The sequence below is a fragment of the Pedobacter sp. CG_S7 genome (assembly GCF_040544395.1).
Taxonomy (GTDB): Bacteria; Bacteroidota; Bacteroidia; order Sphingobacteriales; family Sphingobacteriaceae; genus Pedobacter.
In genome coordinates, this window is the sequence record NZ_JBEONS010000009.1 from 89,695 (window position 1) to 116,439 (window position 26,745).

The 26,745-nt window shown below is 37.4% G+C and carries 21 protein-coding genes and 2 tRNA genes; 14 read left to right on the forward strand and 9 right to left on the reverse strand.

The window, feature by feature from the left end:
• Positions 1-29: 29 nt before the first annotated feature.
• From AAKU52_RS07430 to AAKU52_RS07450, 5 genes are all read right to left on the reverse strand, one after another.
• Positions 30-1,196 carry an ABC transporter permease gene (locus tag AAKU52_RS07430; RefSeq protein ID WP_354331848.1) on the reverse strand — a complete coding sequence of 389 codons (1,167 nt, stop codon included), beginning with the start codon at positions 1,194-1,196 and terminating at the stop codon, positions 30-32.
• Between the two features lie 6 nt (positions 1,197-1,202).
• On the reverse strand, positions 1,203-2,201 hold the full coding sequence (locus AAKU52_RS07435) for an HlyD family secretion protein (RefSeq protein WP_354331850.1): 999 nt from the start codon (positions 2,199-2,201) through the stop codon (positions 1,203-1,205).
• Between the two features lie 16 nt (positions 2,202-2,217).
• Entirely contained in the window at positions 2,218-3,567 is a 1,350-nt protein-coding gene (locus tag AAKU52_RS07440; RefSeq protein ID WP_354331852.1) for a TolC family protein, read from the reverse strand.
• Positions 3,568-3,592: 25 nt separating this feature from the next.
• The gene (locus AAKU52_RS07445) at positions 3,593-4,051 is read right to left on the reverse strand and encodes a MarR family winged helix-turn-helix transcriptional regulator (protein ID WP_354331854.1); all 459 of its coding nucleotides are present in this window, start codon (positions 4,049-4,051) and stop codon (positions 3,593-3,595) included.
• A gap of 284 nt (positions 4,052-4,335) precedes the next feature.
• On the reverse strand, positions 4,336-4,782 hold the full coding sequence (locus tag AAKU52_RS07450; RefSeq protein WP_354331856.1) for a KTSC domain-containing protein: 447 nt from the start codon (positions 4,780-4,782) through the stop codon (positions 4,336-4,338).
• Between the two features lie 395 nt (positions 4,783-5,177).
• Here AAKU52_RS07450 and AAKU52_RS07455 point away from each other — a divergent pair, with 395 nt between their 5' ends.
• On the forward strand, positions 5,178-5,423 hold the full coding sequence (locus AAKU52_RS07455) for a hypothetical protein (RefSeq protein WP_354331858.1): 246 nt from the start codon (positions 5,178-5,180) through the stop codon (positions 5,421-5,423).
• A gap of 1 nt (position 5,424) precedes the next feature.
• The gene (locus tag AAKU52_RS07460; protein WP_354331860.1) at positions 5,425-6,123 is read left to right on the forward strand and encodes an SRPBCC family protein; all 699 of its coding nucleotides are present in this window, start codon (positions 5,425-5,427) and stop codon (positions 6,121-6,123) included.
• A 63-nt stretch (positions 6,124-6,186) separates the two neighbouring features.
• On the opposite strand, the gene AAKU52_RS07465 is transcribed toward AAKU52_RS07460, so the two are convergent.
• Positions 6,187-6,678, reverse strand: a complete 492-nt coding sequence (locus AAKU52_RS07465; RefSeq protein ID WP_354331862.1) for a DUF5362 family protein — start codon at positions 6,676-6,678, stop codon at positions 6,187-6,189.
• Between the two features lie 119 nt (positions 6,679-6,797).
• On the opposite strand from AAKU52_RS07465, the gene ychF reads away from it, so the two are divergent.
• Positions 6,798-7,892: a redox-regulated ATPase YchF gene (gene ychF, locus AAKU52_RS07470; RefSeq protein ID WP_354331864.1), complete on the forward strand. Its 1,095-nt coding sequence runs from the start codon at positions 6,798-6,800 to the stop codon at positions 7,890-7,892.
• A 116-nt stretch (positions 7,893-8,008) separates the two neighbouring features.
• Here ychF and mgtE read toward each other — a convergent pair whose 3' ends face one another.
• Positions 8,009-9,382 carry a magnesium transporter gene (gene mgtE, locus AAKU52_RS07475; RefSeq protein WP_354331866.1) on the reverse strand — a complete coding sequence of 458 codons (1,374 nt, stop codon included), beginning with the start codon at positions 9,380-9,382 and terminating at the stop codon, positions 8,009-8,011.
• 323 nt (positions 9,383-9,705) lie between these two features.
• On the opposite strand from mgtE, the gene AAKU52_RS07480 reads away from it, so the two are divergent.
• From AAKU52_RS07480 to AAKU52_RS07505, 6 genes are all read left to right on the forward strand, one after another.
• Positions 9,706-9,777, forward strand: a tRNA-Arg gene (locus AAKU52_RS07480).
• A gap of 244 nt (positions 9,778-10,021) precedes the next feature.
• Positions 10,022-13,120 carry a SusC/RagA family TonB-linked outer membrane protein gene (locus AAKU52_RS07485; RefSeq protein ID WP_354331868.1) on the forward strand — a complete coding sequence of 1,033 codons (3,099 nt, stop codon included), beginning with the start codon at positions 10,022-10,024 and terminating at the stop codon, positions 13,118-13,120.
• 19 nt (positions 13,121-13,139) lie between these two features.
• Positions 13,140-14,525, forward strand: coding sequence for a RagB/SusD family nutrient uptake outer membrane protein (locus tag AAKU52_RS07490; RefSeq protein WP_354331870.1), 1,386 nt, complete (start codon positions 13,140-13,142; stop codon positions 14,523-14,525).
• Between the two features lie 58 nt (positions 14,526-14,583).
• Positions 14,584-15,072, forward strand: a complete 489-nt coding sequence (locus AAKU52_RS07495; protein WP_354331872.1) for a TspO/MBR family protein — start codon at positions 14,584-14,586, stop codon at positions 15,070-15,072.
• A 41-nt stretch (positions 15,073-15,113) separates the two neighbouring features.
• Positions 15,114-17,435: a patatin-like phospholipase family protein gene (locus tag AAKU52_RS07500; RefSeq protein ID WP_354331874.1), complete on the forward strand. Its 2,322-nt coding sequence runs from the start codon at positions 15,114-15,116 to the stop codon at positions 17,433-17,435.
• On the forward strand, positions 17,432-17,962 hold the full coding sequence (locus AAKU52_RS07505; protein WP_354331876.1) for a hypothetical protein: 531 nt from the start codon (positions 17,432-17,434) through the stop codon (positions 17,960-17,962). Before AAKU52_RS07500 ends, AAKU52_RS07505 begins: the two co-directional genes overlap by 4 nt.
• Here AAKU52_RS07505 and tamL read toward each other — a convergent pair.
• Positions 17,959-20,352, reverse strand: coding sequence for a translocation and assembly module lipoprotein TamL (gene tamL, locus AAKU52_RS07510; RefSeq protein WP_354331878.1), 2,394 nt, complete (start codon positions 20,350-20,352; stop codon positions 17,959-17,961). The genes AAKU52_RS07505 and tamL overlap by 4 nt on opposite strands.
• Between tamL and AAKU52_RS07515 the strand changes: the two genes are divergently transcribed.
• The 3 genes from AAKU52_RS07515 to AAKU52_RS07525 all read left to right on the forward strand — a co-directional run bounded on the left by AAKU52_RS07515 (position 20,343) and on the right by AAKU52_RS07525 (position 21,427).
• Positions 20,343-21,092, forward strand: a complete 750-nt coding sequence (locus AAKU52_RS07515) for a TrmH family RNA methyltransferase (RefSeq protein WP_354331880.1) — start codon at positions 20,343-20,345, stop codon at positions 21,090-21,092. The two genes, tamL and AAKU52_RS07515, sit on opposite strands and share 10 nt — an antisense overlap.
• Before the next feature lie 48 nt (positions 21,093-21,140).
• Positions 21,141-21,214 (forward strand) — tRNA-Cys (locus tag AAKU52_RS07520).
• 36 nt (positions 21,215-21,250) lie between these two features.
• On the forward strand, positions 21,251-21,427 hold the full coding sequence (locus tag AAKU52_RS07525; protein ID WP_354331882.1) for a spore protein: 177 nt from the start codon (positions 21,251-21,253) through the stop codon (positions 21,425-21,427).
• Positions 21,428-21,725: 298 nt separating this feature from the next.
• Here the strand turns inward: AAKU52_RS07525 and AAKU52_RS07530 are convergent, their stop codons facing one another.
• Positions 21,726-22,757: a quinone-dependent dihydroorotate dehydrogenase gene (locus AAKU52_RS07530; protein WP_354331884.1), complete on the reverse strand. Its 1,032-nt coding sequence runs from the start codon at positions 22,755-22,757 to the stop codon at positions 21,726-21,728.
• Between the two features lie 81 nt (positions 22,758-22,838).
• Between AAKU52_RS07530 and AAKU52_RS07535 the strand changes: the two genes are divergently transcribed.
• Both AAKU52_RS07535 and AAKU52_RS07540 read left to right on the forward strand, forming a co-directional pair.
• On the forward strand, positions 22,839-24,752 hold the full coding sequence (locus AAKU52_RS07535; protein ID WP_354331886.1) for an ABC-F family ATP-binding cassette domain-containing protein: 1,914 nt from the start codon (positions 22,839-22,841) through the stop codon (positions 24,750-24,752).
• 8 nt (positions 24,753-24,760) lie between these two features.
• Positions 24,761-26,023, forward strand: coding sequence for a type IX secretion system plug protein (locus AAKU52_RS07540; RefSeq protein ID WP_354331888.1), 1,263 nt, complete (start codon positions 24,761-24,763; stop codon positions 26,021-26,023).
• Positions 26,024-26,745: the final 722 nt, after the last annotated feature.

A 26,745-nucleotide genomic window follows, 5' to 3' on the forward strand; every position in this document is an offset into this window, starting at 1 on the left:
TTTATATTTCAACAGCGATGAAGCTATCATTAAATGTGTTCTGGATAAGCACCAGCCTGCAGGTGTACTTTAATTTTTTTCCAGCCCAGCATTGCAATCATGGTAATCACAAACATGGCCGCAATAGAAGGAAGCGAATAAAATATAGGCGAACCCCTTTGCCCCTGGTCAACAAATACTTTTAAATAATGCGTAAAAGGAAAAATATAACTTAAAGCCTGCATCGCCAAAGGCATTCCCATAATAGGAAAGGTTAAGCCTGCAAAAGACAAACTAACTGCAGACACCCCAGTTCCACCGGTTAATGCAGCCCTTAAACTTTTGGCAGAGGCTACAAAAAAGATCCCTATGGCCTGATGAGAAATAATGAGCAACAAGGTATTTAAGGTAAGCAATAATTTACTGCCGTTTAAAGGAAAACCCTGCCAAACAAACATCATGATGTTCATGATGGTACCTATCACAAAGAAAATAAGGGTGTAAGGCAATGCTTTTCCCAATATGGCAACAATGTAATTCTCGTTACTTAAGGCATAAAGTGCTTTACCTTTATTACTTTTAAAAGTAATCCCTAAACTATAAATGGTCGTTAACATCACAAAAATCTGTAACATCATAGGCATAAATCCCGTATTGAGGTAGTAGGAATAATTGGTATAAGGATTAAAAAGAACATGGGCAGATAAGTTAACGGGCTTATAATTTAAGGTAGCTTGTTGTGCTGTACTTCCTTTTTTCATTCTTGACTGAATGCTGGCACCGGCAGAAAAAGTGCCGACCACCTTTTGAAAGGCTTTATTGATTAACCCCGATGGCAGCAAATAAGTGCCATTATAAAAATTAAGCACTTCAGTTGCCCTTCCCTGCTTTACATCTTGTTCAAATCTTGCCGGAAAAATGATTACTGCATAAGCTTTTCCGCTTTGAACTTTAGTTTTTGCAATTTCCTCAGAACTGAGGTGTTCGGTAATTTTCATTTCCGGTGTGGCATCGAGCTGCGCTATAAGTTGTCTGGAAAGTGCAGTACGGTCATAATCAACCACCACCACAGGCAAATCCCGGGGTACGCCATCTTTTAATAAGGTGGTAAAAAACAAAAACAGCAGCAGAGGCAAAGCAATAGCAAACAGAAAATGTCTTTTTTCCGTAAATACGGTTTGCATTTCATGAAGAAATATCTCTTTAAAGCCTTTCATTTCTGATTATTTAAATTGAGCAGCATTGATGAGAATGCTCATCCCTGGTCTTACTTCAGTTGATTGATCAAGGGGGGTGCCTCTAATTTCAAAGGTTCTGATGTCGAATTCTCCGGAAGCTTTAGTGGCATTCCAGGTTGCAAAATCTCCTAAAGGAGAAATAAAGTAAACTTTAAATTTGACGCTCTTTAGGTTCAAAGCAGGTATATCTGCTACAAACACACTACCTTTTTTAAAATGCACTAATAAATCTTCCTTCACATTGACAACAGCATAGCTATCAGCCAGGTCAATTAAGTTAACCACAGGATATCCAGCAGGAACTAATTCTCCTTTTTCAGGCAAGAAATTTTGCACTTCCCCATCAATTGGAGAGATGATATTTCTCTCATTCACGTACACATCTAATTCACTAATTGCACCATCCGCTTTCCTAACCATGGCCATAGCCGCAGCCTTATCTTCAGTACGCGCACCATTAACAGCCATTTGATATTGGCTATGGGCAGCTTGCTTATCTCTTAAAGCAGCTTCTTTTTTGGCAGAAGCCTCGTCTTTTTGCTGTTCAGAAACCACACCATCTTTATATAAATTACTGATTCTTTGAAAAGTTTTAGCAGCAAGGACTGCACCAGCACTTGCTTTTTGATACAAACTACGAGCTGCAACAATCTCTTCTGCCCTTGCCCCATTTTCAGCTTTATTCTCCTGCGCTTTTGCCGCAGCCCTCGCCGCTTGTGCCTGTGCGAGTTTGGCATCTATTTCGGGACTTTCTAGCGATGCAATTAAATCACCTTTTTTAACGGTAGCCCCTTCTCTTACCAAAAATTCTTTTACTCGTGTAGGTATCTTTGCAGAAAGGTAAACCTGTGAAGCCTCAATTCTTCCCTGCAGCACCACCTCTTTAGGTTTGCTTAAAAACCAAATTGCTGTAGAAACCAAGCCCACAATGACCACAAGAGCAAGGAAATATTTATTTTTATTGTTTTTAGATTTAGAGTCCATTTGATCTGGTATAAGGTTAAAGTTCAGAAATAAAAGCAGTAAAGTTATTTTGCGCTATCACTAAAGCGCCGTATTTAGCATTGTATTGATACAAAGCCTGGTATTTTTTTAATTGTATAGCAGAAAGCTGAACGGTTGCATCTATAACTTCAACAGAAGTACCCATGCCATTCTCAAAGGCTTTCTCCCGCATAAACTTTAATTTTTGAGCAAGGGCCTCGTCACTATTCAGGCTTTCGTATTGCTCTCGTTGTTTTTCTATCTCATTATAAAGTTGTTCTACAAAGGTATTTACTGATCTTTTTGCCTGCACATCAAGGTACTCCACTTCTTTAGTTTGAGCCTGAGCAGCTTTGATGTTATTTCTACGCTGAAACCCGTCGAAAACATTGAACTTTAAACCTACGCCAACAGCCCAGTCAGGCTCTAGTACAGAGACATTATTCCGGTAAACATACTTTTTACCAAATAAAGCGATCTCTGGCAAATAGGCTGATTTCTCTTTTTTTGTAGCCAGCTTTGTCAATTCCTTTTGATTATTAATGTATTTTAACTGAGGATATTGGGCTAAAACCACCGCTTGGTAATCTTGCAGGGGCTGAAGTGCTATTGGAGTAATGAATTTGGTTGTCAAGGTGTCAAATTCATATTCGCCAATTAAATTTTCTAAGGCCGTTTTAGCCAAAGAATAGTCTTTTTTAGCCGCTAACACTTCTCTTTGCGCATTTGATAAAGCTACTTTGGCATTTAAGGTTTCTACTTCTGCAACGATGCCATTTTTAAATAATTGGTTGGCATGGGCAGCATGAATGTTAACAGATTCAAATATAGTACCCCTTAACGCTAAAGACTTTGCAGCCAGCTGGGTTTTATAATACAAATCAATAAGATTGGTATATAACTCATCACGCGTAATTTCTTGTTTATTTTCAGCCGACTTTTCCTGTATTTTTGATGCATCGATAGCGATATTGATTTTTCCACCAGCATATATAGGCCATTTTGCCATTGCATTTAAGTTTCCAAAATCTTGTTTCTGAACCACATTATTCCAACTGCCCAGGGTGCCCCCGGCATCTGGAATCTGATGAAGCTTCGCAATAGCATCTCTTATAGGATTCAAGTCGATGGTAATATCTTCGTTAATATGTGTGTAATTACCTTCTAAACCTAAATTAGGCAAGCGTAAGCCTTTAGTTTTTTGCTGCTCAAAGTGCCTTTGCTCCACAGCGTATTTAGCGGCATTTAAATTGCCGTTGTTTTTTTCCAATAAACGAACCGCATCGGCCATTGATAACTGTTGCGCAAAACTGTTGACAGTTAAAATGCTGAGAAAGAACGATAACATTATATATTTAGTTTTCATTTGCTATAGTTTCAATAAAGAAAAATTAATCTGCTGCACCCTTCATTTTCATTACATTAATGAACTTATCTAATAATTTTTTAAGGGTGTCAAGCTCGTCCTGACCCTCGTAATTTTCAGTTGTAAACTCCTTAACAATTTGTGTCGGTATCAAAGAAACTTGTGTACTTAATTGCTCCCCTTTATCTGTTAAAATGATCATCACTTTACGTTCATCTTCCACCGATCGCACCCTATTAATTAAACCATCTTTCTCCATTCTTTTCAACATTGGCGTAAGGGTATTCGAGTTCAAGAGCAATTGCGCTGAAATTTCATTTACCGAAAGATTGTTGTTTTCCCAAAGCACCAACAACACTAAATACTGCGGATAAGTGAGCTTTAATTTATCCAGATACGGCTGGTACTCTTTTATAAGCAGTCTTGACCCTAAATAAAGAGAAAAAGAAAATTGACGGTTTAATTTTAAATGATCGGTTTTCATAAGTTTATTTTACACGATTTAATCGTGCACGATACAAATATATATAAATATATTTGAATAAGCAATTAGGCAGAAAAAAGTAAACAATATTTAGGCGCAGAAATAACAACCAGCAAGCATTAAGGCAACATAGCGAAAAGGGGAAAAATAGTGGTATTGAAATTGAACAGGAAGTTCAGGCAAAATTTTTGGGGAAAGGAACAAAAAAATCGATTGTTTCAAAAGGAAGTATGCGCTGAAAGATTCAGCAAACACCTATTTTGAAACAACCATTTTTACAAGAATTAAGCAGTTGCCATTTTCGCAATGTTGCGATAAGGGAAAACGCTAAAGATATGTCTGCGGGCAAATCTACCTGGAGAATCAGCATTAACTAATTTCACGTAAATAGCTCTTGGCACTTCAAAGTACTCATAGCCACTACCATCAAGAAACGTCACTTTTAATACCGTGCGCTCCCATGTAAAATCAGCAATGCCACAAGTTGAAGTCGTTTGATTATATTCTTCTATAGAAAGATTTAAAGTCTCTGGAGCAATACTTACCAAAAAGTGATAGGCTTCAATGATATCTTTACTTTTAATTTCAGCTTCTAATTTAGCCTCTTCATTATCCTGGAATTTATCCGGGTGACAATCTTTCATTAAATTCCTATAAATGGTCTTTAATTCTTTAAGCTCGGCATCCTTTTGTACACCCAACAATTTTCTGTAATCTACTATTTTCTTCATAAAATTTGCGCAAATATAAGTAGATTTTATTTGTAATCGCATTAAGTTACAATAAATTATCTCCACAAATAGAACCTTGATGTTTAAAGGGATGTAGACACAGTAGTAACACAAGATTTACACAATTATGGATTGCGTTACCATTGCGTAAGCATTGCGTTACCATTGCGTTAACATTGCGTTAACCTATATTTAGCTACGTTTAGAAAGGCAAATTTTTCAGGCTATAGCTGGGTATTTGCATAAACGATAAAAGTGGTTATAATTAAGCCAATCAGTCAAAAATAAAATACATGACAAACGTTGCCCCTGAAGGTAGTGCTGGAACAATCTTTTTTCTGCAGAACAAAACACTAGGCGCTTAAATCTGTTTAGTAACAAATAACTTTAATTTTATGCCGGAATTTGAAGTACACCAACCAGAATTTGAAATACAGGTTAACTTAAATGGTGCTGATGAAACCTTAACGGTTAAACCTGAAGAAACCAGTGATGGGGTTTCGTTTTACAGCTGCTTACTTCATTCAAAACCGTTGACCCAAATTCGCTGGGATGAAAACGGCAGTTGGGAACAGTTATGGGGCCATCTTCATCAACCTGAAATCAATATCATCGGAGCAGCCATAAAAGCCAGACAATAAGATGGAAAAAACAGGAAACACTTTAAATTTTAATTCAGGTAGCTTTTCTATAGAAAAAGAGCAATACCAAAACGTAGGCATCAACGAACGGATGGCTTCCATTTTAATTGGAGGTATTTTAATAGGCTCAGCTATTAAGAACCCTTTTAAAACGCGCTTTCTTTATGGCGCTTACCTGGCCTACCGTGGTTTTTCTGGGAATTGTATTTTATATGATTACCTGGGCATTGATGGTAAAAAACCACAGGCTATTAATATTAGAGGGGAGTTTGAAATAGACCTGCCCCCTGCCGAAGTATATGCCTATTGGAGAAATTTAAAAAACCTGCCAGGTACTATTAGTCGTTTGTTAGATGTGGAGGTTGTAGATGAAAATCTTTCTATATGGAAAACAAAGGCATTAGGGAATCTTTTTTCTATTAAATGGGATGCAGAAATTGTTAAAGATGAACCTGGTCGTTTGATAGGCTGGAAATCTGCAAAAGGGCCCCTATTACACCATTTTGGCCGCGTAGAATTCGAACAATTACCAAACGAAGGAGGAACATTAATGAAAGTAGTGCTCTCTTACCGCCCAATAATTGGCGGCGTGGGTGTAGGCATTTCAAAAATGATTAACCCCTATTTTGAGCACTTGCTGCAAAAAGAAATAAAAAATTTCAAATACAAAATTGAACATAAAACGCCGGTATTTATATAAGCAATACGGCTTTAACGCAATAAGGCCAGCTTTACAGCCGGCCTTATTGCTATAATTACTGTATTAACCAGCCATATTAGCCGTACTTACCCCAACAACGATGGCCATTACGATGACCATGAAATAGAAGGAGATAAGCACAATCATGAGTACACCCCAAAACTTAAAAAATGATTTTAGATTAAGCATGGCAAGTCCTAAACTTTCTTGATCGCCATACAATACCGCTTTTTTAATGGCATTGGAATGCTTAAACATGAGCCAACTTGGGTAAAAGTATAAGAGGGCAATCACCAGAAAGTAAACACTTAAAAACCCTGACCCCATAGCCGCCAGGGGATTGCCAGGACTATAAGTAGCCAATAGTGATATAAAAGCAGCTGAGCCAAATGCAAATAGCGTAATTAAAGCCGTAAATATAAACCCTATGATGGCCAGGAACTTCGTCCATTTACCCATATCATAAAGGTAGCTTCTTACATCTTCTGTAATGACCAGCGGTTTTTCGGGTTTTTCAATCGAACTCCCCTGATAGGTTTCTTCTGCGTTATCCATTTTTTTTACGGCTTTTTTATTCCTTAAACATAGAGAATATTTATTTTCTCTGCAAGTTTATTACATCAGGGATTTAAAATTTTTGATACCTTTGCGCCAAATTAATACAAAATCTATTCATGGCATTACAATGTGGTATAGTGGGTTTACCCAATGTTGGAAAATCTACCCTGTTTAACTGTTTATCAAACGCAAAAGCTCAGGCAGCGAATTTTCCTTTTTGTACAATAGAACCTAATATAGGGGTTATTACTGTTCCTGATGAGCGCTTAACAAAACTTGCAGAACTCGTTAAACCTATAAATACAGTTCCGAACACGATCGAAATCGTTGATATAGCTGGCTTAGTAAAAGGCGCATCTAAAGGTGAAGGCCTGGGTAACCAATTTTTAGGTAACATTAGGGCAACCAATGCAATTATTCATGTTTTGCGTTGTTTTGATGATGGCAACGTGATCCATGTTGATGGTTCTGTAGATCCAATTAGGGATAAAGAAATTATTGACACAGAATTGCAGCTGAAAGACCTTGATACGGTTTCAAAACGTATTCAAAAGGTTGAAAAACTGGCGAAAACAGATAAAGAAGCTAAAAGAACTTTTGAAATTTTAACTGTCGTAAAAAACCATTTAGAAGGTGGTAATTCTGTTCGCTCTGCTGCTTTAAATGCAGACGATTTTGAATTTATCATTGATTTGGGTTTACTTACTCAAAAACCGGTATTGTATGTTTGTAATGTGGATGAAGATTCAGTGATAAAAGGCAATGCTTATGTTGATTTGGTAAAAGATGCGGTAAAAGACGAGCAGGCGGAAGTATTGGTGATTTCGGCGAAAATTGAATCTGAAATTGCAGAGCTGGAAAGTTACGAAGAGCGCCAGGAGTTTTTGGCTGACTTAGGCTTGACAGAATCTGGCGTAAACAAATTAATTGTTGCCGCTTATCGTTTGCTTGACTTATATACTTACTTTACTGCTGGTGTTAAAGAAGTAAGGTCGTGGACTATAACTAAAGGCTTTACTGCGCCACAGGCTGCAGGTGTAATCCACAGTGATTTCGAAAAAGGTTTTATTCGTGCTGAAGTTATCAAATACATTGACTTTGTAACCCTGGGTTCTGAAAACGCTTGTAAAGATGCAGGAAAACTAGGTGTTGAGGGTAAAACTTATGTGGTGGAAGATGGCGACATCATGCATTTCCGCTTCAATGTTTAAGAAGTAACAGTATAATATACGTTAGACAAAAAAAATGCAGCTTCCAAAGAGCTGCATTTTTTTTGTGTTATTTTTATGGTAAAAAGTGGTCGTTTTTGAAGTCGGTAATTACGCTTTTAAAGCAGCACTCCCTCTAAGAACATTACCGCGACAGAGAAATAAATGATCAGTCCCGTTACATCAACCAGTGTAGCTACAAAAGGTGCCGAGGATGTTGCCGGATCTGCCCCAAGTTTTTTTAATATTAAAGGGAGCATTGAACCAGCGAGTGAGCCCCAAAGCACTACGCCAACCAGGGCAACGCCCACCGTTGCACCAATAAGCTTCCAATGAGGACCATACATGTTGGAGAACATCGTCCACACAAAAATTCTCAGGAAACCTATGCTACCGAGCACGAGACCGAGAATTAAGCCAGAAAGTATTTCGCGGCGCATCACCCTCCACCAATCTGCTACTGTAATTTCGCCAAGTGCCATTGCTTGTATAATCAATGTAGAGGCCTGCGAACCACTGTTACCACCACTGGAAATAATGAGGGGTACAAACATGGCGAGCACTACAGCTTTGGCAATATCAGCTTCAAAATGAACCATGGCAGTTGCAGTAAGCATTTCACCAAGAAACAAAACCACCAGCCAGCCCACTCTTTTCTTGACCAGACCAAAAAGGGGCATATCTAAATAAGGCTGATCAAGAGCGGCTGTACCTCCAATTTTTTGCATGTCTTCGGTATACTCTTCATTAGCAATCCAAAGAATATCGTCTACTGTTACAATGCCCAGTAAAATATTATTGTCGTCTACCACAGGTAAGGCTACGCGGTTATTCATCCGGAAAACATTAATGGCCTCTTCCTGGTTGTCATTAACTTTCAGTGCAATGGAGCGGTTATCAGCCAAATCACCAATCAAAGCTTCCGGATTGGCCAGTAATATTTCCCTGATCCTGATATCGTCCAACAGAACGCCATTTTTATCAATGACATAAATAACATCAATGGTTTCAGAGTCCTTACCAAAGCGGCGAATGTGTTCTAACACACGGGCTACAGTCCAGTCTTTTTTGACAGCCACATAATCTGGAGTCATTAACCGACCAACACTATCTTCTTCATAACCTAAAAGCGATAAAGCTTCTATGCGGTCTATTGCGGGCAGGAGTTGTATTAGTTTGGCTACGGCATCGCCTTTAAGCTCACTGAACAATGAAGTCCGGTCGTCAGGAGGCAACAGGTTAATTAATTCAGCTAATTTAGGTCCGGAAAGTTTTTTAATGATTCTTTCCTGGGTTGGAAAATCAAGTATTCTAAAAACATTTACCGCACGCTTAATAGAGAGTGTATCTATAAATTTTACAGCATATTGTGGAAGTTCGTCTATGAGGTGCTCTACATCAGAGATGTTCAAGTCATCTAAATAAACTTTTAATTGCGCATCATTGCCCTTTTCTAACAGTACAACTATTTCTTCAACAATCAATTCTTCCATACAATACTCACTTATTTTTACATGTTTATGCTGTTTTATCAGGATTGCAAAAGTGAGGTTTTATTTTCAAAAATCAACTGATTAGGCAGAGATTATTCATTTTATAAGTTAATCTGTTGATTAGAAAGGCTCTAAAAAGACAGCTCCAATTAATGGTAATAAGCTACTTTCCGCTAATAGGGCAAATCAGTTAGAAATACTTAACTTTTACATTCCATTTGTAGAATTTTACTCCATATTTAAACACTTCACTCCTGCTACAATTTAAATACATTCAATGAGAATTAAATAATAACCAATCTAATTGATATATTTGCCGCAATGTTCCCGTAGTTCAACGGATAGAATTATGGTTTCCGGTACCATCGATGGGGGTTCGAGTCCCTTCGGGAACACAGACAACAGTGTTTAGGTGTGTTTAAAGCCTGTTTTGTCAATTCTACATACTTAAACACATACGTTTTTACAAAGAAGCCCCTTAATTGGGGCTTTTTTTATGCGATAATCTCGACCCAGACTATTCCCCTTACTGTTAACAACCGCGTTAAAATGTTGATAACTTACATCTTTTACTTTTAACTAATCACCTTACTTATCACTAATTTGTATAAAAATTACTCCACACCTAAACTTCAAAATATGATAAGAAAGCTACTTTTTTGCTTCATACTTATCTTGGGTACATTGACTTTGGCCTATGGGCAAACCAAAGTAATTACAGGAAAAGTTACCACAGCAAACGCAGAACCTATTTCCGGTGCTAGCATTCTGGCAAAAGGAACAAAATCTATTGGAACACAAACAAATTCAAATGGATTTTTTAGTTTAACCGTCCCCGAAAATACCACTACATTAATCTTTAGTTTTATTTCTTATAAGACTAAAGAGGTACCATTGACAAGCAATAGCGTAAATGTTATTCTGGAAGAAGACGACAGAAGTTTATCAGAAGTTGTTGTTGTTGGCTATGGTACGCGTATTAAAAGAGACCTAACCGGTTCAATTGCTCAGGTAAAAGCGGCTGACCTGGAAAACCTTCCCGTAACGAGCTTTGAATCTGCCCTGCAAGGAAAAGCCAGTGGCGTAATGATTGCCTCACAAAATGGAAAACTAGGGCAAGGCATAACCGTAAGGGTAAGAGGCGCGGCCTCTGTGACCGCAGGCAGTGAGCCACTTTATATTGTAGATGGAATACCAATTTTTTCAAGCAATTTATCCAGCACAACGGCACCAACAAGTCCTCTTGCTGATTTAAATACAAACGATATTGAATCTATTGAAGTGTTGAAAGACGCATCTGCTTCTGCAATTTATGGTGCAAGAGCATCCAACGGTGTAGTGCTTATTACCACCAAACAAGGTAAAATAGGAAAAACAGCTATTAATTTCAATGTTTTAGGAGGAGTAAGTTCACCCACCAATCACAGAGCGTTTTTAAATTCCCAGCAATTTGTCCAACTCATCCGAAGAGCTGGAGAAGGCGCTGCCAAACAAGACTTTCTTTTCGGAGATTACGACACTTTAGAGGAAGCTATTGCGGACTATAAAACAAGAGTGGAAGGCCGCTTAAAAAGGTATTCAGCAGGAAATAATGATTATGAAACCTATAAAGTGAATACAAACTGGGAAGAAGCTGCCTATCAGGAAAACCCTATCCTACAACAATATGATTTAAACTTTACTGGAGGTAATGAAAAAACTAAATTTTATATCGGCGGACAAGCGCTCGATCAGGAAGGTATTCTGATAGGAAACAGTTATAAAAGATATTCTGGCCGGTTAAATTTAACAAATAAAGCTACTGAATTTATTGAAGTCGGGATAAATTTGAATTTCTCCAATAGCATCAACAATAGATTATCTAATGATAATGCTTTTTCAAATCCATTACAAGCTGTAGCACTTTCCCCTATCACTCCTTTGATCGATCCAAGAAGTGGGCTAATTAGTGGTAGTTTACCTGGCGAAGCTTCTAACTATCCTTTATATTACAATCCATTATTGGCTGTAGATAATGCTTTTTATAAAGCAACCGTTTATAGAACCATTGGAAAGGCTTTTGCAAATGTTACTATTTTAAAAGGATTAAAATTTACAAGTGATTTCTCAGTCGATAATTTAAATCAAAACGAAGAAAGCTATTATGGTTCCTTAACCTTCAGAAACACCGGCACATCAAATGGCGACGGTGAAAATACTTCAACATTCGTAATGAATATCAATACAAACAATTTCTTTAGCTACAATACTACTTTTGGGAAAAACAGTGTTTTGGATGCTGTTTTAGGTACAAGTTATCAAAAAGTAACAGATAAATATAGTGAGATTGAAGGAACAGATTTCCCAAGTGATGCTTACAAAAAGTTAATTACTGCTGCCACTAAAGTTAGTGCCACAAGTAGTGAAAATGCCTATAGCTTTTTATCTTATTTCTTTAGGGGTAATTATAAATATAAAGACAGGTATTTATTAAGTTTTAGCACCAGAATAGATGGATCCTCTCGTTTTGGTTCCAGTCACCAATATGGTGTTTTCCCTGCCGGTTCCATTGGCTGGATTGCTTCTGAAGAAGAATTCCTAAAAAATATTGAAGCAATAAGTTTGTTAAAATTAAGATTAAGTTATGGTTTAACAGGTAATGCTGAAATTGGCAATTACGCTGCACGTGGTTTGTTTAGTGGAACAGGTGCCTACGGTGGCTTACCCGGACAAAGACCACTTCAAATTGCCAATCCTGATTTGACCTGGGAAAAAACTAAACAATTCGATATAGGATTGGATTTTGGAATCCTTAACGACAGGGTTACTGGTTCATTTGATTATTATAAGAAAAACACGACAGATCTATTGTTGGATGTGCCAATACCACAAACGAGTGGCTTTTCTATCATCACTCAAAATTTGGGAAAGTTAGTGAATTCTGGATTTGAACTCGGCATAAATACAGCTAATTTAGAAGGTTCTCTTAAATGGACAACAGCAATTACTGCTGCAATCAATAAAAATAAAATAACCGAATTAGGCGGACAAATTTTAAATGCCAATGAGATTAATGCAGCTATTTCAGGTCATCCCATTGGTGTTTTTTATTTGCCTGAATATGCAGGTGTTGATGCTTCAAATGGTGATGCCATTTATTATATGAATAGCCCAATGGCTGATGGAACCCTTAGTAGAGAAACGACTAATGATATAAATGAAGTACAAAGAATTTTCGCCGGAAACCCAAATCCTAAATTCATATTCGGTTTTAACAACAACTTTTCCTTTAAAGACTTTGATTTAGGGATCTTTTTTCAGGGTGTATCAGGAAATAAAATCTTTAATAGTGGTGGTGCTTATATGAGTGCAAATGGATCAAATGGCTATGATAACCAAACCACAGATCAAATGGATTACTGGAATAGCCCAGGCCAAATCACCAATGTGCCAGAACCCCGTCTAGGTTATGGAAATGGAGTCGGAAACTCTACCAGGTACCTTTCCGATGGCTCTTACATCCGGCTAAAAACATTAACACTGGGCTATACCTTCCCCACTTCTATTCTAAACAAAATAAAGCTTAGTAAATTAAGGGTTTTTGCCACCGCACAAAATCTGGCTACGATTACGGGTTATAAAGGTTGGGATCCTGAAGTGAACGCAGATTATCAATCAACAAATATAAATCAAGGGGTAGATTTCTACTCGGCTCCGCAAGCCAGAGTAATTTCTTTTGGTATTAATATTGGCCTTTAACCCTTTCAAAGATAACATTATGAAAAAGATAGCAATTTATAACATCCTATTTGTATCCATTTTTCTGTTGATTCTAACCTCCTCGTGTAAAAAACCATTAGATATAGCCCCTGCTGATACTATTGAACAAGATCAGGCTTTATTGACTTCTAAAGATGTTGAAGTGGCACTTATTGGTGCTTATGCTGATTTAAGCAGAACTGATTTTTATGGTGGCCGCCCGTTTTTAATCGGAGATCTTTTAGCAAATACCAATGCCATTGAGTGGACGGGAACCTATGAGGAGCTTACCCAGGCAAACAACAAATCTCTTTTAAAAACTAATACTTTCGTAAGCAACGTTTGGAGAGATGGCTTTCGCGCTATAAATGACGTAAACAATGTATTAACTGCAATTGATAAAGTCGATGCAGCAAAAAAGGCGCGGATAAATGGTGAAGCTAGATTCATTAGAGGGGCGGTTTATTTCGACCTTGTCAGGTTGTTTGGAAAAGCATATAATGATGGCAATCCAACAACTAATTTAGGTGTACCTATTGTACTTACGCCAACAACAGTGATTACTGAGGCTAATTATGTTAGTCGGGCAACAGTTGCCGCCGGGTATCAACAAGCCATCAGTGATCTAACCGAAGCTGAAACTGTATTGCCTGCAGAGAACGGGTTCTTTGCTACTAAATCTTCTGCAGCTGGAATGCTGGCCAGGCTCTATTTACAAATGGGTAATTATGCTGCCGCAGCTAGTGCAGCAAATAGAGTAATCAGTTCTGAACTTTATGAACTAAAGGCCGCTTACAGACAGGCATTCCCTACAGTGCAAGAACCCGGTAGTCCGGCGCAACCCGGCAGCAACACTACTGAAGATGTATTTTCCATTCAAGTCACTAACCTAACAGGTTTCAATGGCCTCAATGAGTTTTATGGCTCTTCTACCTACGGCGGCAGAGGGGATGCAGCAATTTCTCCCGACTGGATTGCCCAAAACTATGCAGCAAATGATGACCGCATCAATTTCTTTTATGATGATGGCGATATTTTCACCTCAAAGTTTGCAAACCAATATGGTAATGTTTCCATTATTAGATTGGCTGAAATGTACCTTATCAGAGCAGAATGTAACCAACGTTTATTACCTGCAGCACCCATAGGCGGCAGAACACCTTTGCAAGATTTAGCTGTTGTGCGAACCAGGGCCGGTTTAACAACAACCTCTGCTACCCTTGCCAACATTTTAAACGAACGAAAACTCGAACTTGCATTTGAAGGGTTCTTTTTACACGATGCAAAAAGAACACAAACCAATATTGGCTCCTTACTATGGAACGCTAATGCGTTGGTTTTTCCAGTTCCACAAAGAGAAATCGATGCGAACAAAAACCTTGTTCAAAACGCTGGTTATAACTAAAATTTTCGCCAGCGTTAAGGGCATGATTGTTGACAATCATGGATATATATAAAAAAAGATGATTGCAGAAAAACGAAGTTTCCAATTTATTCCATTGATCATCAATATTTCCATTCCTTTGGCCTTTGGGGTTATTGGAGGTTTGTTAACCAGCAATTCCGTTAAAACCTGGTATCCTACACTCAACAAACCTTCTTTCAACCCTCCCAATTGGATTTTTGGACCAGTTTGGACAATACTTTATATCCTCATCGGCATAGCAGCTTACCTGGTCTGGCAAAAACGAGACCAGGTAGCTCATTTCCCACGTATAATAGCGGTCTATTTAATACAGCTGGTTTTAAATTTATTCTGGTCTTTCCTGTTTTTTTACGCACATAAAATTGGGGCTTCCTTATTTGAAATCTCCGCCTTATTAATTGTAATCTTAATAAATGGAAGAATGTTTTACAAAATAGATAAGACTGCAGGATTGTTATTTATCCCCTATGCGCTATGGGTAAGTTTTGCCACCCTGCTTACTTATTCCATCTATAGCTTGAATTAATTAATTTTCTTTTATTACAATTAATATCTTAATTTTAGGCTGTGCAATTATTAAAACATTTCACCCTATTTATACTTATTTTCAATGCATTACATACGCATGGACAAAAAGTAGGTCTGGTATTGAGTGGAGGTGGTGCAAAAGGATTAGCACATATAGGTGTGCTAAAAGCACTGGAAGAAAACAATATCCCAATAGATTTCGTTACAGGCACTTCCATGGGTGGCGTTGTAGGCGCCATGTATGCGGCAGGCTATTCTCCCGCCCAAATGGAGGCTGTTGCATTGAGTGGAGAGTTCCAGCAATGGGTTACTGGTAAGTATACGAGCGATTTTGGTTTTTTCTTCCAAAAGAACAATACGAATTCTTCTATGATTTCTGCAAAATTAACGGCAGACACCAATTTACGACTTAATTTTAGATCTAATTTGGTAAACGATGTGCCGCTAAACTTCGCACTCCTTGAACTTTTCTCTCAGGCTTCTGCGGCTGCCAAAGATAACTTTAACAATTTATTTGTTCCTTATCGCTGCATGGTTTCCGATGTAATTGCCCAAAAAAGCATTAGCGTTAAAAAAGGCAGTTTGGCAGAGGCTGTCAGGGGTACGCTCACTGTACCTTTCGTTTACAGGCCTATTAAATTAGATGATAAATATGTTTTTGATGGGGGTTTATACAATAACTTCCCAGTGGATGTGATGAAGAGTGAGTTTAAACCTGATTATATTATTGGTGTAAATGTTTCCTCAAAAACTTCAGACATCTTTCCTAAAGGAAATGATGACCGGCAAATGAACCGCTTTTTATTACAGATATTTTTATCCAGATCAGATTCAACATTAATTGGCGACCAAGGTATTTACATCAGACCAGATGTTATCGACTTCCATTCCACAAATTTCAATGCCGTTGAAAAACTTATACAGCGAGGCTATGATGCGGCAATTGCCAATATGGCTGAGATTAAAAAATCAGTAAGCCGAAGGGTTGCACCATTGGAACTCCTGGCTAAAAGAGAACAATTTATTAACAAAAAACCAGAATTGGTCTTCAATGCCGTTACGGTAAGTGGCGTAAACTATGCCCAGAGACACTATATTGAAAGGCTTTTTAAGCCTGATAAAGCCATGCTTACCTTAACTGATATTAAGCAGGGCTATTATAAACTCGTGGCTGATGAAACCTTTGAAACTGTTTACCCCAAAATCTCCTATCAACCAATAAATGACAACTATATTTTCGAAATTATAGCCAGACCCAAAAAGAGTATTAAACTTGATTTTGGAGGCAATATTTCAACTAGACCGATCAGCAACGTCTACATGGGTATTCAATACAATTACCTGAATAGAAAAGCTTACACCGTAGGGTTAAACTTTTATTCAGGCCGGTTTTATGAATCCGTACAGCTTGCCGGAAGAATAGATTTCCCCTCCCGCTTACCCGTTTTTCTGGCTGCTGAGTTGACCTTTAATCACTTTAATTATTACAGTAACAGCGCTATATTTATTGAAGACCTCAACCCCACTTATATTGACCAGGTAGACCGAAAAGCTGACATTAAACTGGGCATCCCGCTTTATGAAAGAGCTAAATTAACCTTAAGCAGTGCATTTCTAAATAATACCGATAATTATAGTCCCACTAATTCCTTTACCACCGGAGACATCTTAGACAAAACAACGTTCAATGGCTTCCGAACAAACCTTTCTTTTGAGCAAAACTCCTTAAACCGCAAGCAATATGCCACCCGTGGTCGCAATCTATTGATCAGTCTCAATTATTTTTCTGGCAGAGAAAGTTATAATCCGGGTAATATCTCCAGAAACAGCAACATAAATGATCATATCATTGGATTAGAAAGGCAGAATAGAGAGTGGTTCAATGTTAAAGTTAGCGATGAAAATTATTTCTTAAAAAAAGGAAAATATACTTTAGGCTACCTGGCAGAAGCCGTTATTTCTAACCTTCCATTATTTGCTAATTATTACGCTACCTTATTAGCTGCCCCATCATTTTATCCACTTCAGGATAGCAGATCGTTATTTCTAGAAAAATTCAGGGCTGCAAGTTACCTTGCCGGTGGCTTAAAAAACGTATATACCCTGAAGAGAAATCTTGATTTAAGGGTAGAGGGTTATGCCTTCATTCCATACAAAGAGTTGGAACAACAAGGCTTTCAAAATGTGAATAATAAAAAGTCATTTCAGCAATGGCATTATGCAGCCACAGTAGGCCTGGCCTACCATACACCAGTAGGCCCGATTAGCTTAAGTTACAATTTATATGATGATCCAATAAAAAGAAACGGCATTTTACTACATTTGGGCTATCTAATTTACAACAAAAGATCTATAGAATGAGGTTATTTAGCATACTTTTTTTACTTACATTGGCTACTAGCACCAGCTTTGCACAGCAATCAAACATCAATAATTTCCTGGTTAAAGAAAGTTTGCTAAAAAATAGTAAGCTGGCTATTATTGCTACCGATTCATTGGATAACCCAATGGAAAAGATAAACGGGGTTTATACCTTCAGCGTAAGTGGATTTACACAATCCTTAAAATTTAACGATGGTGTTGCTATTTTGCCAATGCAACTAGAGGGATCCTCATTTGTTTATATTAAACATATAAATGACATTGGAACACATAGCAAACTCATTTACGTACGTAAGAAAGATGGCAATTTAACACCTTACCCCATTAACACTCTCTGGTTGGTACTGTTCCCCCTAATTGTGATCGTTTTAGCCTTTACCTTTAGAAAGCTGATTATTGTAGCCCTTATTGTATTGCTCATTTATATTTATTTTAACCATAGTAATGGCCTTGACCTGTCGATGTTTATTGAAACAATTATTGATGGCCTTAAGCGAATGTTTTAAAAAGGCAGCCCTATACCAAAATTGTACTGTATAAAGCGGTAACTTTCCGGACTGTGCGTAAGGTTATAATCCTTTTTAAACTGACTTGCACCACTGATATATTTCCCTATCACCCACTGGTCTGAACCACTGAATTGTGGATCTTTTAATTTCAAGCCGACATCAAAACGGAAAACAAAATAATCTACATCATAACGTAAGCCAGCACCAGTACCCACACCAATTTGGTTAAATAACTTCTTAAAATTAAAATAAGTTTCGGGCTGTGGATTTCCAGAAGAAATATTCCAAATGTTACCCGCATCCAGGAACACGGCTCCTTTAAGTGTGGCACCAAAGAAATTGTTCAACAATTTATAACGGTATTCAAAATTAGTTTCTATATGCATCTGCCCCAGCTGGTCTAAACCATACAAGGTTTTACGAGACTCTTCGGTAGGTATTCTATTACCTCTGTCGTAATTACCAGGGCCTAAAGTTCTGGCTTGCCACGCTCTTACTCCACTAGAACCACCAGCAAAAAACAACTTCTCAAAAGGCACTGCGGTAGAATTGCCATATGCAAAACCAACACCTGCATTAATCCTGGCCACAAATTGTTTGTCGCCACCCAAACTTTTATACCAACGCAAATCAACTTCAGGGCGCACATACTGGTTAAAAGGCAAACCCAGTATTTCTGCAAAATCACCTTCGGCTGCATTATGCTTCCCCCCAGTAAGCTTAGAAAAACCCTGCAGCAGGTTTCCTGCCATATCAATATTTCCCCTGAAATAAACAAAACTACTTGGCTGCAACAGTTTATTCTGGTTCAAGGTGTACGTATATTTAATACCCAGGGTAATATCTTTACGCCCCAACAGCTGTATATTATATAAATTTTGTCTAATTAATTCTAAATTTGCCTTATTTACTGCCTCATCAGGACCATCAGTCACCAACAATAAACCTCCAAACCTATATTCAAAATTTAAAGGCGTAAAAGAGTGAAATTTAGATTTTGTTTCAAACCAATCATAGGTTACTGAATTTAAGAACACCCTCCTTACAAAGAAATCTTTTTGCAAGGCATAAACATAACTGGCCGAAAAAGTGGTAAAAGGCATCCCATTTTTCCCCATTAATGGAATATCAAAAGGCAACAATAACCTAGGGACTGCAAGGTTGGAACTTACCGAAAAATCACGTTGGTAAACATCATTAAAAATTGATTTACCCTGGCCAACCCGGGATTGCAGCCCCCCTTTTATCTGGAATTCAAAACGTTCTGCACCGCGAAATATGTTGTTATTTGTATAGGTATTACTTAAAGTAAAGCCTACTGTACCAGCATTAAATGGAACTTCACCCTCTATCCGGTTGCTCATTCTTTTTTGAGGAATCAGTCTAATAATAGGCTCAAGCCGGTTTGAACTATCCTTTGCTTTAAAATAATCAATTTTTACGTTTTTAAAAACGTTCATTTCATAAAGCCTGTTATAAGTAATATTTTCATTCCTGCTATCATAAAGATCTCCTTCTTTAATAAAATTATAACGCACAATAGGATTACGCCTGAATCTTTCGGACAAGTCAGTAAACCTTATGCCTCTAAAAATACGTGGGTTTTGAGCAATAGAATCAGGAAAACCATCAGAATTTGGCGCAATAACAATGTTAGTTTCACCAATGGTAAATTGTTCATGTTTCACCATATCTTTGGGGTTATCAACAATGAGAATGATATTTGTTTTGCTGGCATTAAGATTTGAATCCACCGAATATTTAACATAGGGGCGGGCAAAATCAAAATAACCGTTTTCCTTCATTATCTCATAGACACGATCTCTTTCAATGGCCAAAGAATCGTCGTCGTATTGCATACCCTCTCTTATGTAAGTCAGCTCAGACTTCGATTTTAAATAAAGATCCTTTATTTTTGGATCGGCAATATCATAACTGAGCTTATTGACAAAAAATGCCGGTCCGGGTTTCGCTTTAAAATAAACCTCTGCCTTTTGTTTTTCTACAACAATAGAAGATTTCACGGTAGCATTAAAATACCCCTTACTATTCAAGAATTTTTCAATCTGGTTTCTTGAAATATCGACCAAGGTACTGTCTAGCACCGGTGCCGGATTACCAATTGCTTTAATTCTGAACAAGCCATAAAACAAATTGTATAATCGTACATTTACGCCCAGTTTAGGTGCTGGCCTAATGTCTTTTTGTACATAATTATAGGCTTCTTCTTCAAACTGCGAAGGCACACTGTCTATATCTACCTTTTTAACAATTGACTGATAGTCTTCAATGAATTTTGTAGAGGAACATGCAGCTAAAAACAGAATAATTAATAGTAATATTGCAGGAAACTTGATTTTTTTTATATAATTAGGGTATGCTTTCAAAATCTCAAATAGGTTTTATTAAATCGTTACATCAAAAAAAGTACCGTAAAGAGAATGGAATTTTTATTATTGAGGGAATTAAGTCCATCATAGAATTTATTCCTTCAGCATACCAGCTACATAGCATTTATTACCTCGCCGAATACAAATCCTTACTTCCTAATTTACCTTCAAATATAAAGTTATTTGAGATAAACAACGCCGAACTAGACAAGATTAGTACATTACATACACCACAAGGAATTTTGGCTTTAGTACATATTCCAAAAAAGGGAGTTTTTAACCTGGCTGATTTAAAAAACAATTTCACTTTGGTGTTGGATGGTGTTCAAGATCCTGGAAATTTAGGAACAATCATCAGGACGGCAGATTGGTTTGGATTCAAAAACGTCATCTGCTCCTTAAATACGGTGGAAATCTATAATCCTAAAACAATTCAAGCAACCATGGGCTCCTTATGTAGGGTAAATATTTATGAGCATGATTTACCAGAATGGCTTATGGATTTGGAGATACCAATTTTTGGTGCCTTATTAGAAGGAGAATGCAGCTACACTGTTGATTGGGGCAAAGAAGGCGTATTAATTTTAGGAAATGAAGGACAGGGAATTAGTGCTGAGGTATTAAAACTGATCCAGCATCCGGTTACTATTCCGCGCATTGGAAGTGCTGAGTCTTTGAATGTTGCGATTTCTGCTGGCATCTTATGTTCAGAGATTAGCAGAAATTTAAATAAATAATAGGTTACTAACATATAATTGCTATTTTTGCAACCTGATTTAAAAGAGGGTCGAGTGGCCGAGTGGCTAGGCAGAGGTCTGCAAAACCTCGTACAGCGGTTCGAATCCGCTCTCGACCTCCAGATTTATAATAAATTAAAAACACAAAGGTTATTACCATGGCAGTTACCAGATTAAAAAGAAAAGACAGGAAAAATAAAAACACTTCACGTTTAGATGTAAAAACGTTAAAATTAGCTACAAACCTTGAATTGGGAAGCCGTTCAAGACAATCTACTACAGATCAATTAGCTATAAACAACGCTATCTTAACAAAGCTTTCTGCACAGGCATAAGCTTTAACTCCTAATTTATTAACGAGGCTGTATCATTTACAAAATGATCAGCCTCGTTTTTTTGTGCGCAAATTCTTTTAATGTAAACGTATTTCAGCATAAGACAGTTTGTCCTAAAGTTATTTTTGCCAGGTCGTTGGTAGGTCCTTGTTAGGTCGTTGCTAGGTCGTTGGTAGGTCTAAATGACCTGCAAAGGAACTGGCAAAGACCCGCCAACTATTCATCAAAAACTTCCAAAATTAAAGGCCTGTATCACAGATCATGATACAGGCCTTTAATTTATTTTACTTCAAAATTTCTATTTCAACAATTCTTTACATATTTTTTTGATTACAGCCGGACCTTCATAAATAAAGCCTGTATAAAGTTGTATTAAGGATGCACCAGCAGCGATTTTCTCTTTGGCATCTTCCGGAGAATGAATTCCACCTACGCCAATAATAGGAAATGCACCTTTAGACCTTTCTGAAAGATACTTAATAACTTCAGTAGAGCGCCTTGCTAAGGGTTTGCCGCTTAAACCACCACTTTCGTGTGCCGTTTTTTCTACTGCATATAAACCGCTCCTGTCTACCGTTGTATTTGTAGCTATTACACCGGCAATACCAGTAGATTTAACTATATCAACAATATCATTAAGCTGCTCGTTTGTTAAATCTGGCGCTATTTTCAACAAAATAGGTCTGCTGATCCCATTTTTAAAATTACGGTCTTGCAGCGTTTTCAACAAATTAGTCAAGGGCTCCTTCTCCTGCAGCTCCCTTAATCCTGGTGTATTTGGAGAACTTACGTTAACCACAAAATAATCTACCACATCAAACAAGCGATCAAAACAGATCACATAATCATTTACCGCATCTTCATTTGGAGTAGTTTTATTTTTACCAATGTTACCACCAATCACAATAGTTTGGTCTTTTTCTTTCAATAGGCGCAGGCGCTCTGCCAAAGTGTCAACACCTTTATTGTTAAAGCCCATGCGGTTAATCAGGGCCTCATCCTCCTCCAAACGAAACATCCGGGGCTTATCGTTTCCCGGCTGTGGCAATGGTGTAACTGTGCCAACTTCTATAAAACCAAAACCAAGGTTACTTAATGCTTCAATGTATTCGCCGTTTTTATCGAAGCCTGCGGCCAGTCCAACAGGGTTTTTAAATTTTATGCCAAATACTTTTCTTTCTAATCCTTTAATATTGACGTCAAAGGTGCTTCTTAAAATTATCTTCCCAAATGGAAAATAATCATTGAACCATTTCAAGCCTTTTACAACAAAATGGTGAACGTTTTCCGGATCAAACTGGAAAAATAATGGTTTTATTAAGCGATACATTCAACGAAGATAGTAAGGTTTTTATTTTCTTACCAATTCACAACAAAAAAATGCATGTAAAATACGTATTTTTGCATCCAAATGATTTCAATAAACGACTTAACTTTCCTTATAGGCTCCAGAGCTTTATATGATGAAGCAAACTGGCATATTAAACCTGGTGACAGAGTTGGCCTGATTGGGGCCAATGGAACTGGAAAATCCACCCTGTTAAAAATAATTGTTGGAGAATATGCACCTTCTACAGGTTCTATCTCCATGTCTAAAGATCTAAAGATAGGTTACTTAAACCAGGATCTACTTTCTTACGACTCCCACCACAGTATTTTACATGTGGCCATGGAGGCTTTTGAACGTCAGAATCAACTTCATGACGAAATTGAGGTATTGTTAAAGAAAATTGAAACCGATTATTCTGAAGAGGTACTTTATAAATTAAGTGATAAACAACAAGAGTTTGAAGCACTGGACGGCTATAGCATTGAGTACCGTGCCAATGAAATTCTGGCAGGTCTTGGTTTTAGCACTGCTGATCAGCACAGGCCACTAAATACTTTCTCCGGAGGTTGGAGGATGAGGGTCATGCTAGCAAAAATTCTGCTGCAAACACCAGATATTCTTTTATTAGATGAGCCAACCAATCACATGGATTTACCTTCCATTAAATGGCTTGAAACGTATTTAATGAGTTTTGAAGGGGCTATAGTAATTGTTTCTCACGATAGGTATTTCCTTGATAAAGTGGTTAACCGCATTGTGGAATCCCGGAAAGGTAAGCTTACTTCTTATGCAGGAAACTATACGTTTTATGTAGAAGAAAAATCACTGCGTGGAGAAATTCAAAAAGGTGAATTTAAAAACCAGCAGGCAAAAATTAAACAAGAAGAGAAGCTGATTGAACGTTTCCGTGCCAAGGCCAGTAAGGCAAAAATGGCACAGTCTCGTATGAAAGCACTGGATAAAATGGAACGTGTTGAGGATGTTGATGATGATAACCCTACTGTTAACTTCAGCTTTAAATTTACTAAGCCCTCTGGCCGTCACGTTGTTAAAATTGAAAATGCTTACAAAAGCTACCCCAATGTAGACATCCTTGAAAATGCGGAAGCCGTTATTGAAAAAGGCGACAAGATTGCACTGATTGGTGCCAACGGTAAAGGTAAATCTACTTTATTAAGGATTATTGCTGGTGCTGAAGGTTTTGACGGGACTTGTGAAACAGGACATAATGTTACAACTACTTTCTTTGCGCAGCATCAGCTAGAATCGCTGCACCTTGGAAATAACATTTTAGAAGAATTACAGGCTTTTGCCCCTAAACATACCGATACAGAATTGCGTTCTATTTTGGGCTGTTTCCTTTTTACAGGTGATGATGTGTTTAAAAAAATCCGCGTTTTATCTGGAGGAGAAAAATCACGTGTGGCTTTAGCAAAATCATTGACTACAGATTCCAACTTCCTGATCCTCGATGAGCCTACCAATCACTTGGATATACAGTCGGTAAACATTCTGATTCAGGCATTGAAACAATATGAAGGTACTTTTATTGCCGTATCTCACGATAGGTATTTCTTAGATAATGTAGCCAATAAAATCTGGTACATTGAAGACAGAAATATCAAACAATACCCGGGTACTTATGCAGAGTATGAAGAATGGAACAGCAAAAGACCACCTGCTGCTGCCACAACTATACCTTATAAAGCAGAAAAAGAAGTAAAACCGAAGGTTGAAGAAAAAAAACCTGCTCCAAATACACAGCAGCAATTAAAAAAGTTGAATGATCAGTTGCAAAAAACAGAAACTGAAATAGCTGAGTTTGAAACCAATGTTAAAACCATTGAAAATGAATTGGCAGACGACAAGGTTTACGGAGATAAAGTTAAGCTTGCAGAAGTAAATAAAAAATATTTATCAGCTAAGAATACGCTTGATAAGGCTCAAAATGCCTGGGAAAGCCTTGCTGCCGAAATTATGGAAATAGAAAGTTAATGACAATAATGGGGAGATTGATTTTTTTGCTGATCGCCTGTACACAATTGGCCCTTGCCCAACAGGGAACCTTAGTTTATGATAACCGCGTGTATTCACCTTTTATCAAGACCGTGCAGTGCTACAATACGCAAAAAGAACAATCTCTTCCTATTTTGACTTTGAACTCAGCAGAACTACTGCATTTCTCTTTTGATGACCTGCAAGCGGGCAGCAAAAACTACTGGTACGAAATAGAACATTGCACAGCAGATTGGAAACCTTCTGGTATTTCTACTTTAGATTATGTAGAATCTTTTGCCGAAGATAGAATTGTAGCCTATCAATATTCTTCTGGTACATTACAGAAATTTACGCATTATAGCTTGAGCTTATCCAATGAACAGGTTAAAATGAAAACTTCGGGTAATTACCTGCTTAAAGTTTATGAAGTAGGAAAAATAAAAAAGTTGCTGATTTCACAAAGGTTATATGTGGTAGAAAACTTGGTTAGCATCAATTTGGAGGTAAAACCTAGCACACAGGTTGAAGAGCGTGCTACCAACCAAAAAATCAATTTCACTGTTACGCATCGTAATTTAACCATCCAAAACCCCAACCAGGACCTGAAGATTGTGGTGATGCAAAATGGCAATCCTCAAACAGCTCTAAAAAACAGTAAACCTTCATTCATTAAACCTGGCATATTGGTTTACAATGACCTGAAAAGTAATAATTTTAAAGGCGGAAATGAATTTAGAAAATTCGATATCCGCAGCCTGCGTTACCCTGGGGCAAAAGTGCAGGAAATTACTAAAGACAGCAGTTTTAGCGCCGTTTTAATTCCTGATCTTAGTAGAAGCAGTGAAAATTATAGCAGTCAGCTAGATGAAAATGGTAGCTTCTATATTAGAAACCAGGACGGCAGGACTCCGGAAACAGAAAGTGATTATGTAAATGTTGCTTTTACATTGAAAGCATTAGCAAGCCATACTAAAGGGGAAGTTTATGTGCTTGGCCGTTTTAATAATTACACGCTTAATGCGGAGAGTAAACTCAATTATGACCCCGATAAAAAAGCGTATGCTGCCAAAATCTATTTAAAACAAGGCTTATACGATTATAAATACTTTTATAAAGATGAGCAAGGTAATATGGACGAAACCTTATACGAAGGTTCTTACTTTGAAACCAATAATGATTACCAGGTTTTTGTTTATTTCCGCAAACCGGGTAGTCGCTGGGATGAATTAATCGGTTACAGCTTTATCAAAAATGCAAAACCTATTTGATTAATGAAATGAGTTTTCAATAATTCAAGTGTCTTGAGATAGCTGTGAACTTTATTGATAAATTGCCTCTTTTCTTTAACTGAATTTTGCCGTAATATTCTACTAATAGCTCAAAGACATTCTAGGATTGCACCGTGGCTGTTGGTCGTTTCGCAAGAGCAATCACCGTTAATAAAAATGTAGGAATATATAATTATCTTGTTATGATTGGAAAATCATAACTAATTTGAAATGTCATGTGCGGTATAATTAAGTTAGCAACCCCCTTATTCCTTTGTTAAATTGCTGTCTTGCAATACAATTAATGCATTCAATATAAAAAAACCGGTAAATTTAGGTGAGAAAATTCAATTTATGGTTTTTGAGCAATTCAAATCAGCTAAACAGTGGCGTCTTGGAAAGAAAGGTTCGATAAGGAGTAAATTATGCAAATAATCAGGATGATGAACAAACCAAATAATAAAAAACTTATGGGTTTAGCGAAATTTAGAGTATATCCTTGCATTCTTAATAATTTTCTTGGAACTAATAAACGAGAATCGTTACGATTAAAATAGAAAACACCAAACTTGTAGTTTTTTAGATCGTCCATCATTTATAATTGTTCGTTATTTAAAGTAATGCAATTAGTAACTACTCAGGTACCTCTATGATGAAGCAATAGTCAAGAAAGCATTTAAGATGGCCTGCTCATTTTTCTTGCAGGTGTCGGTAATAGAACG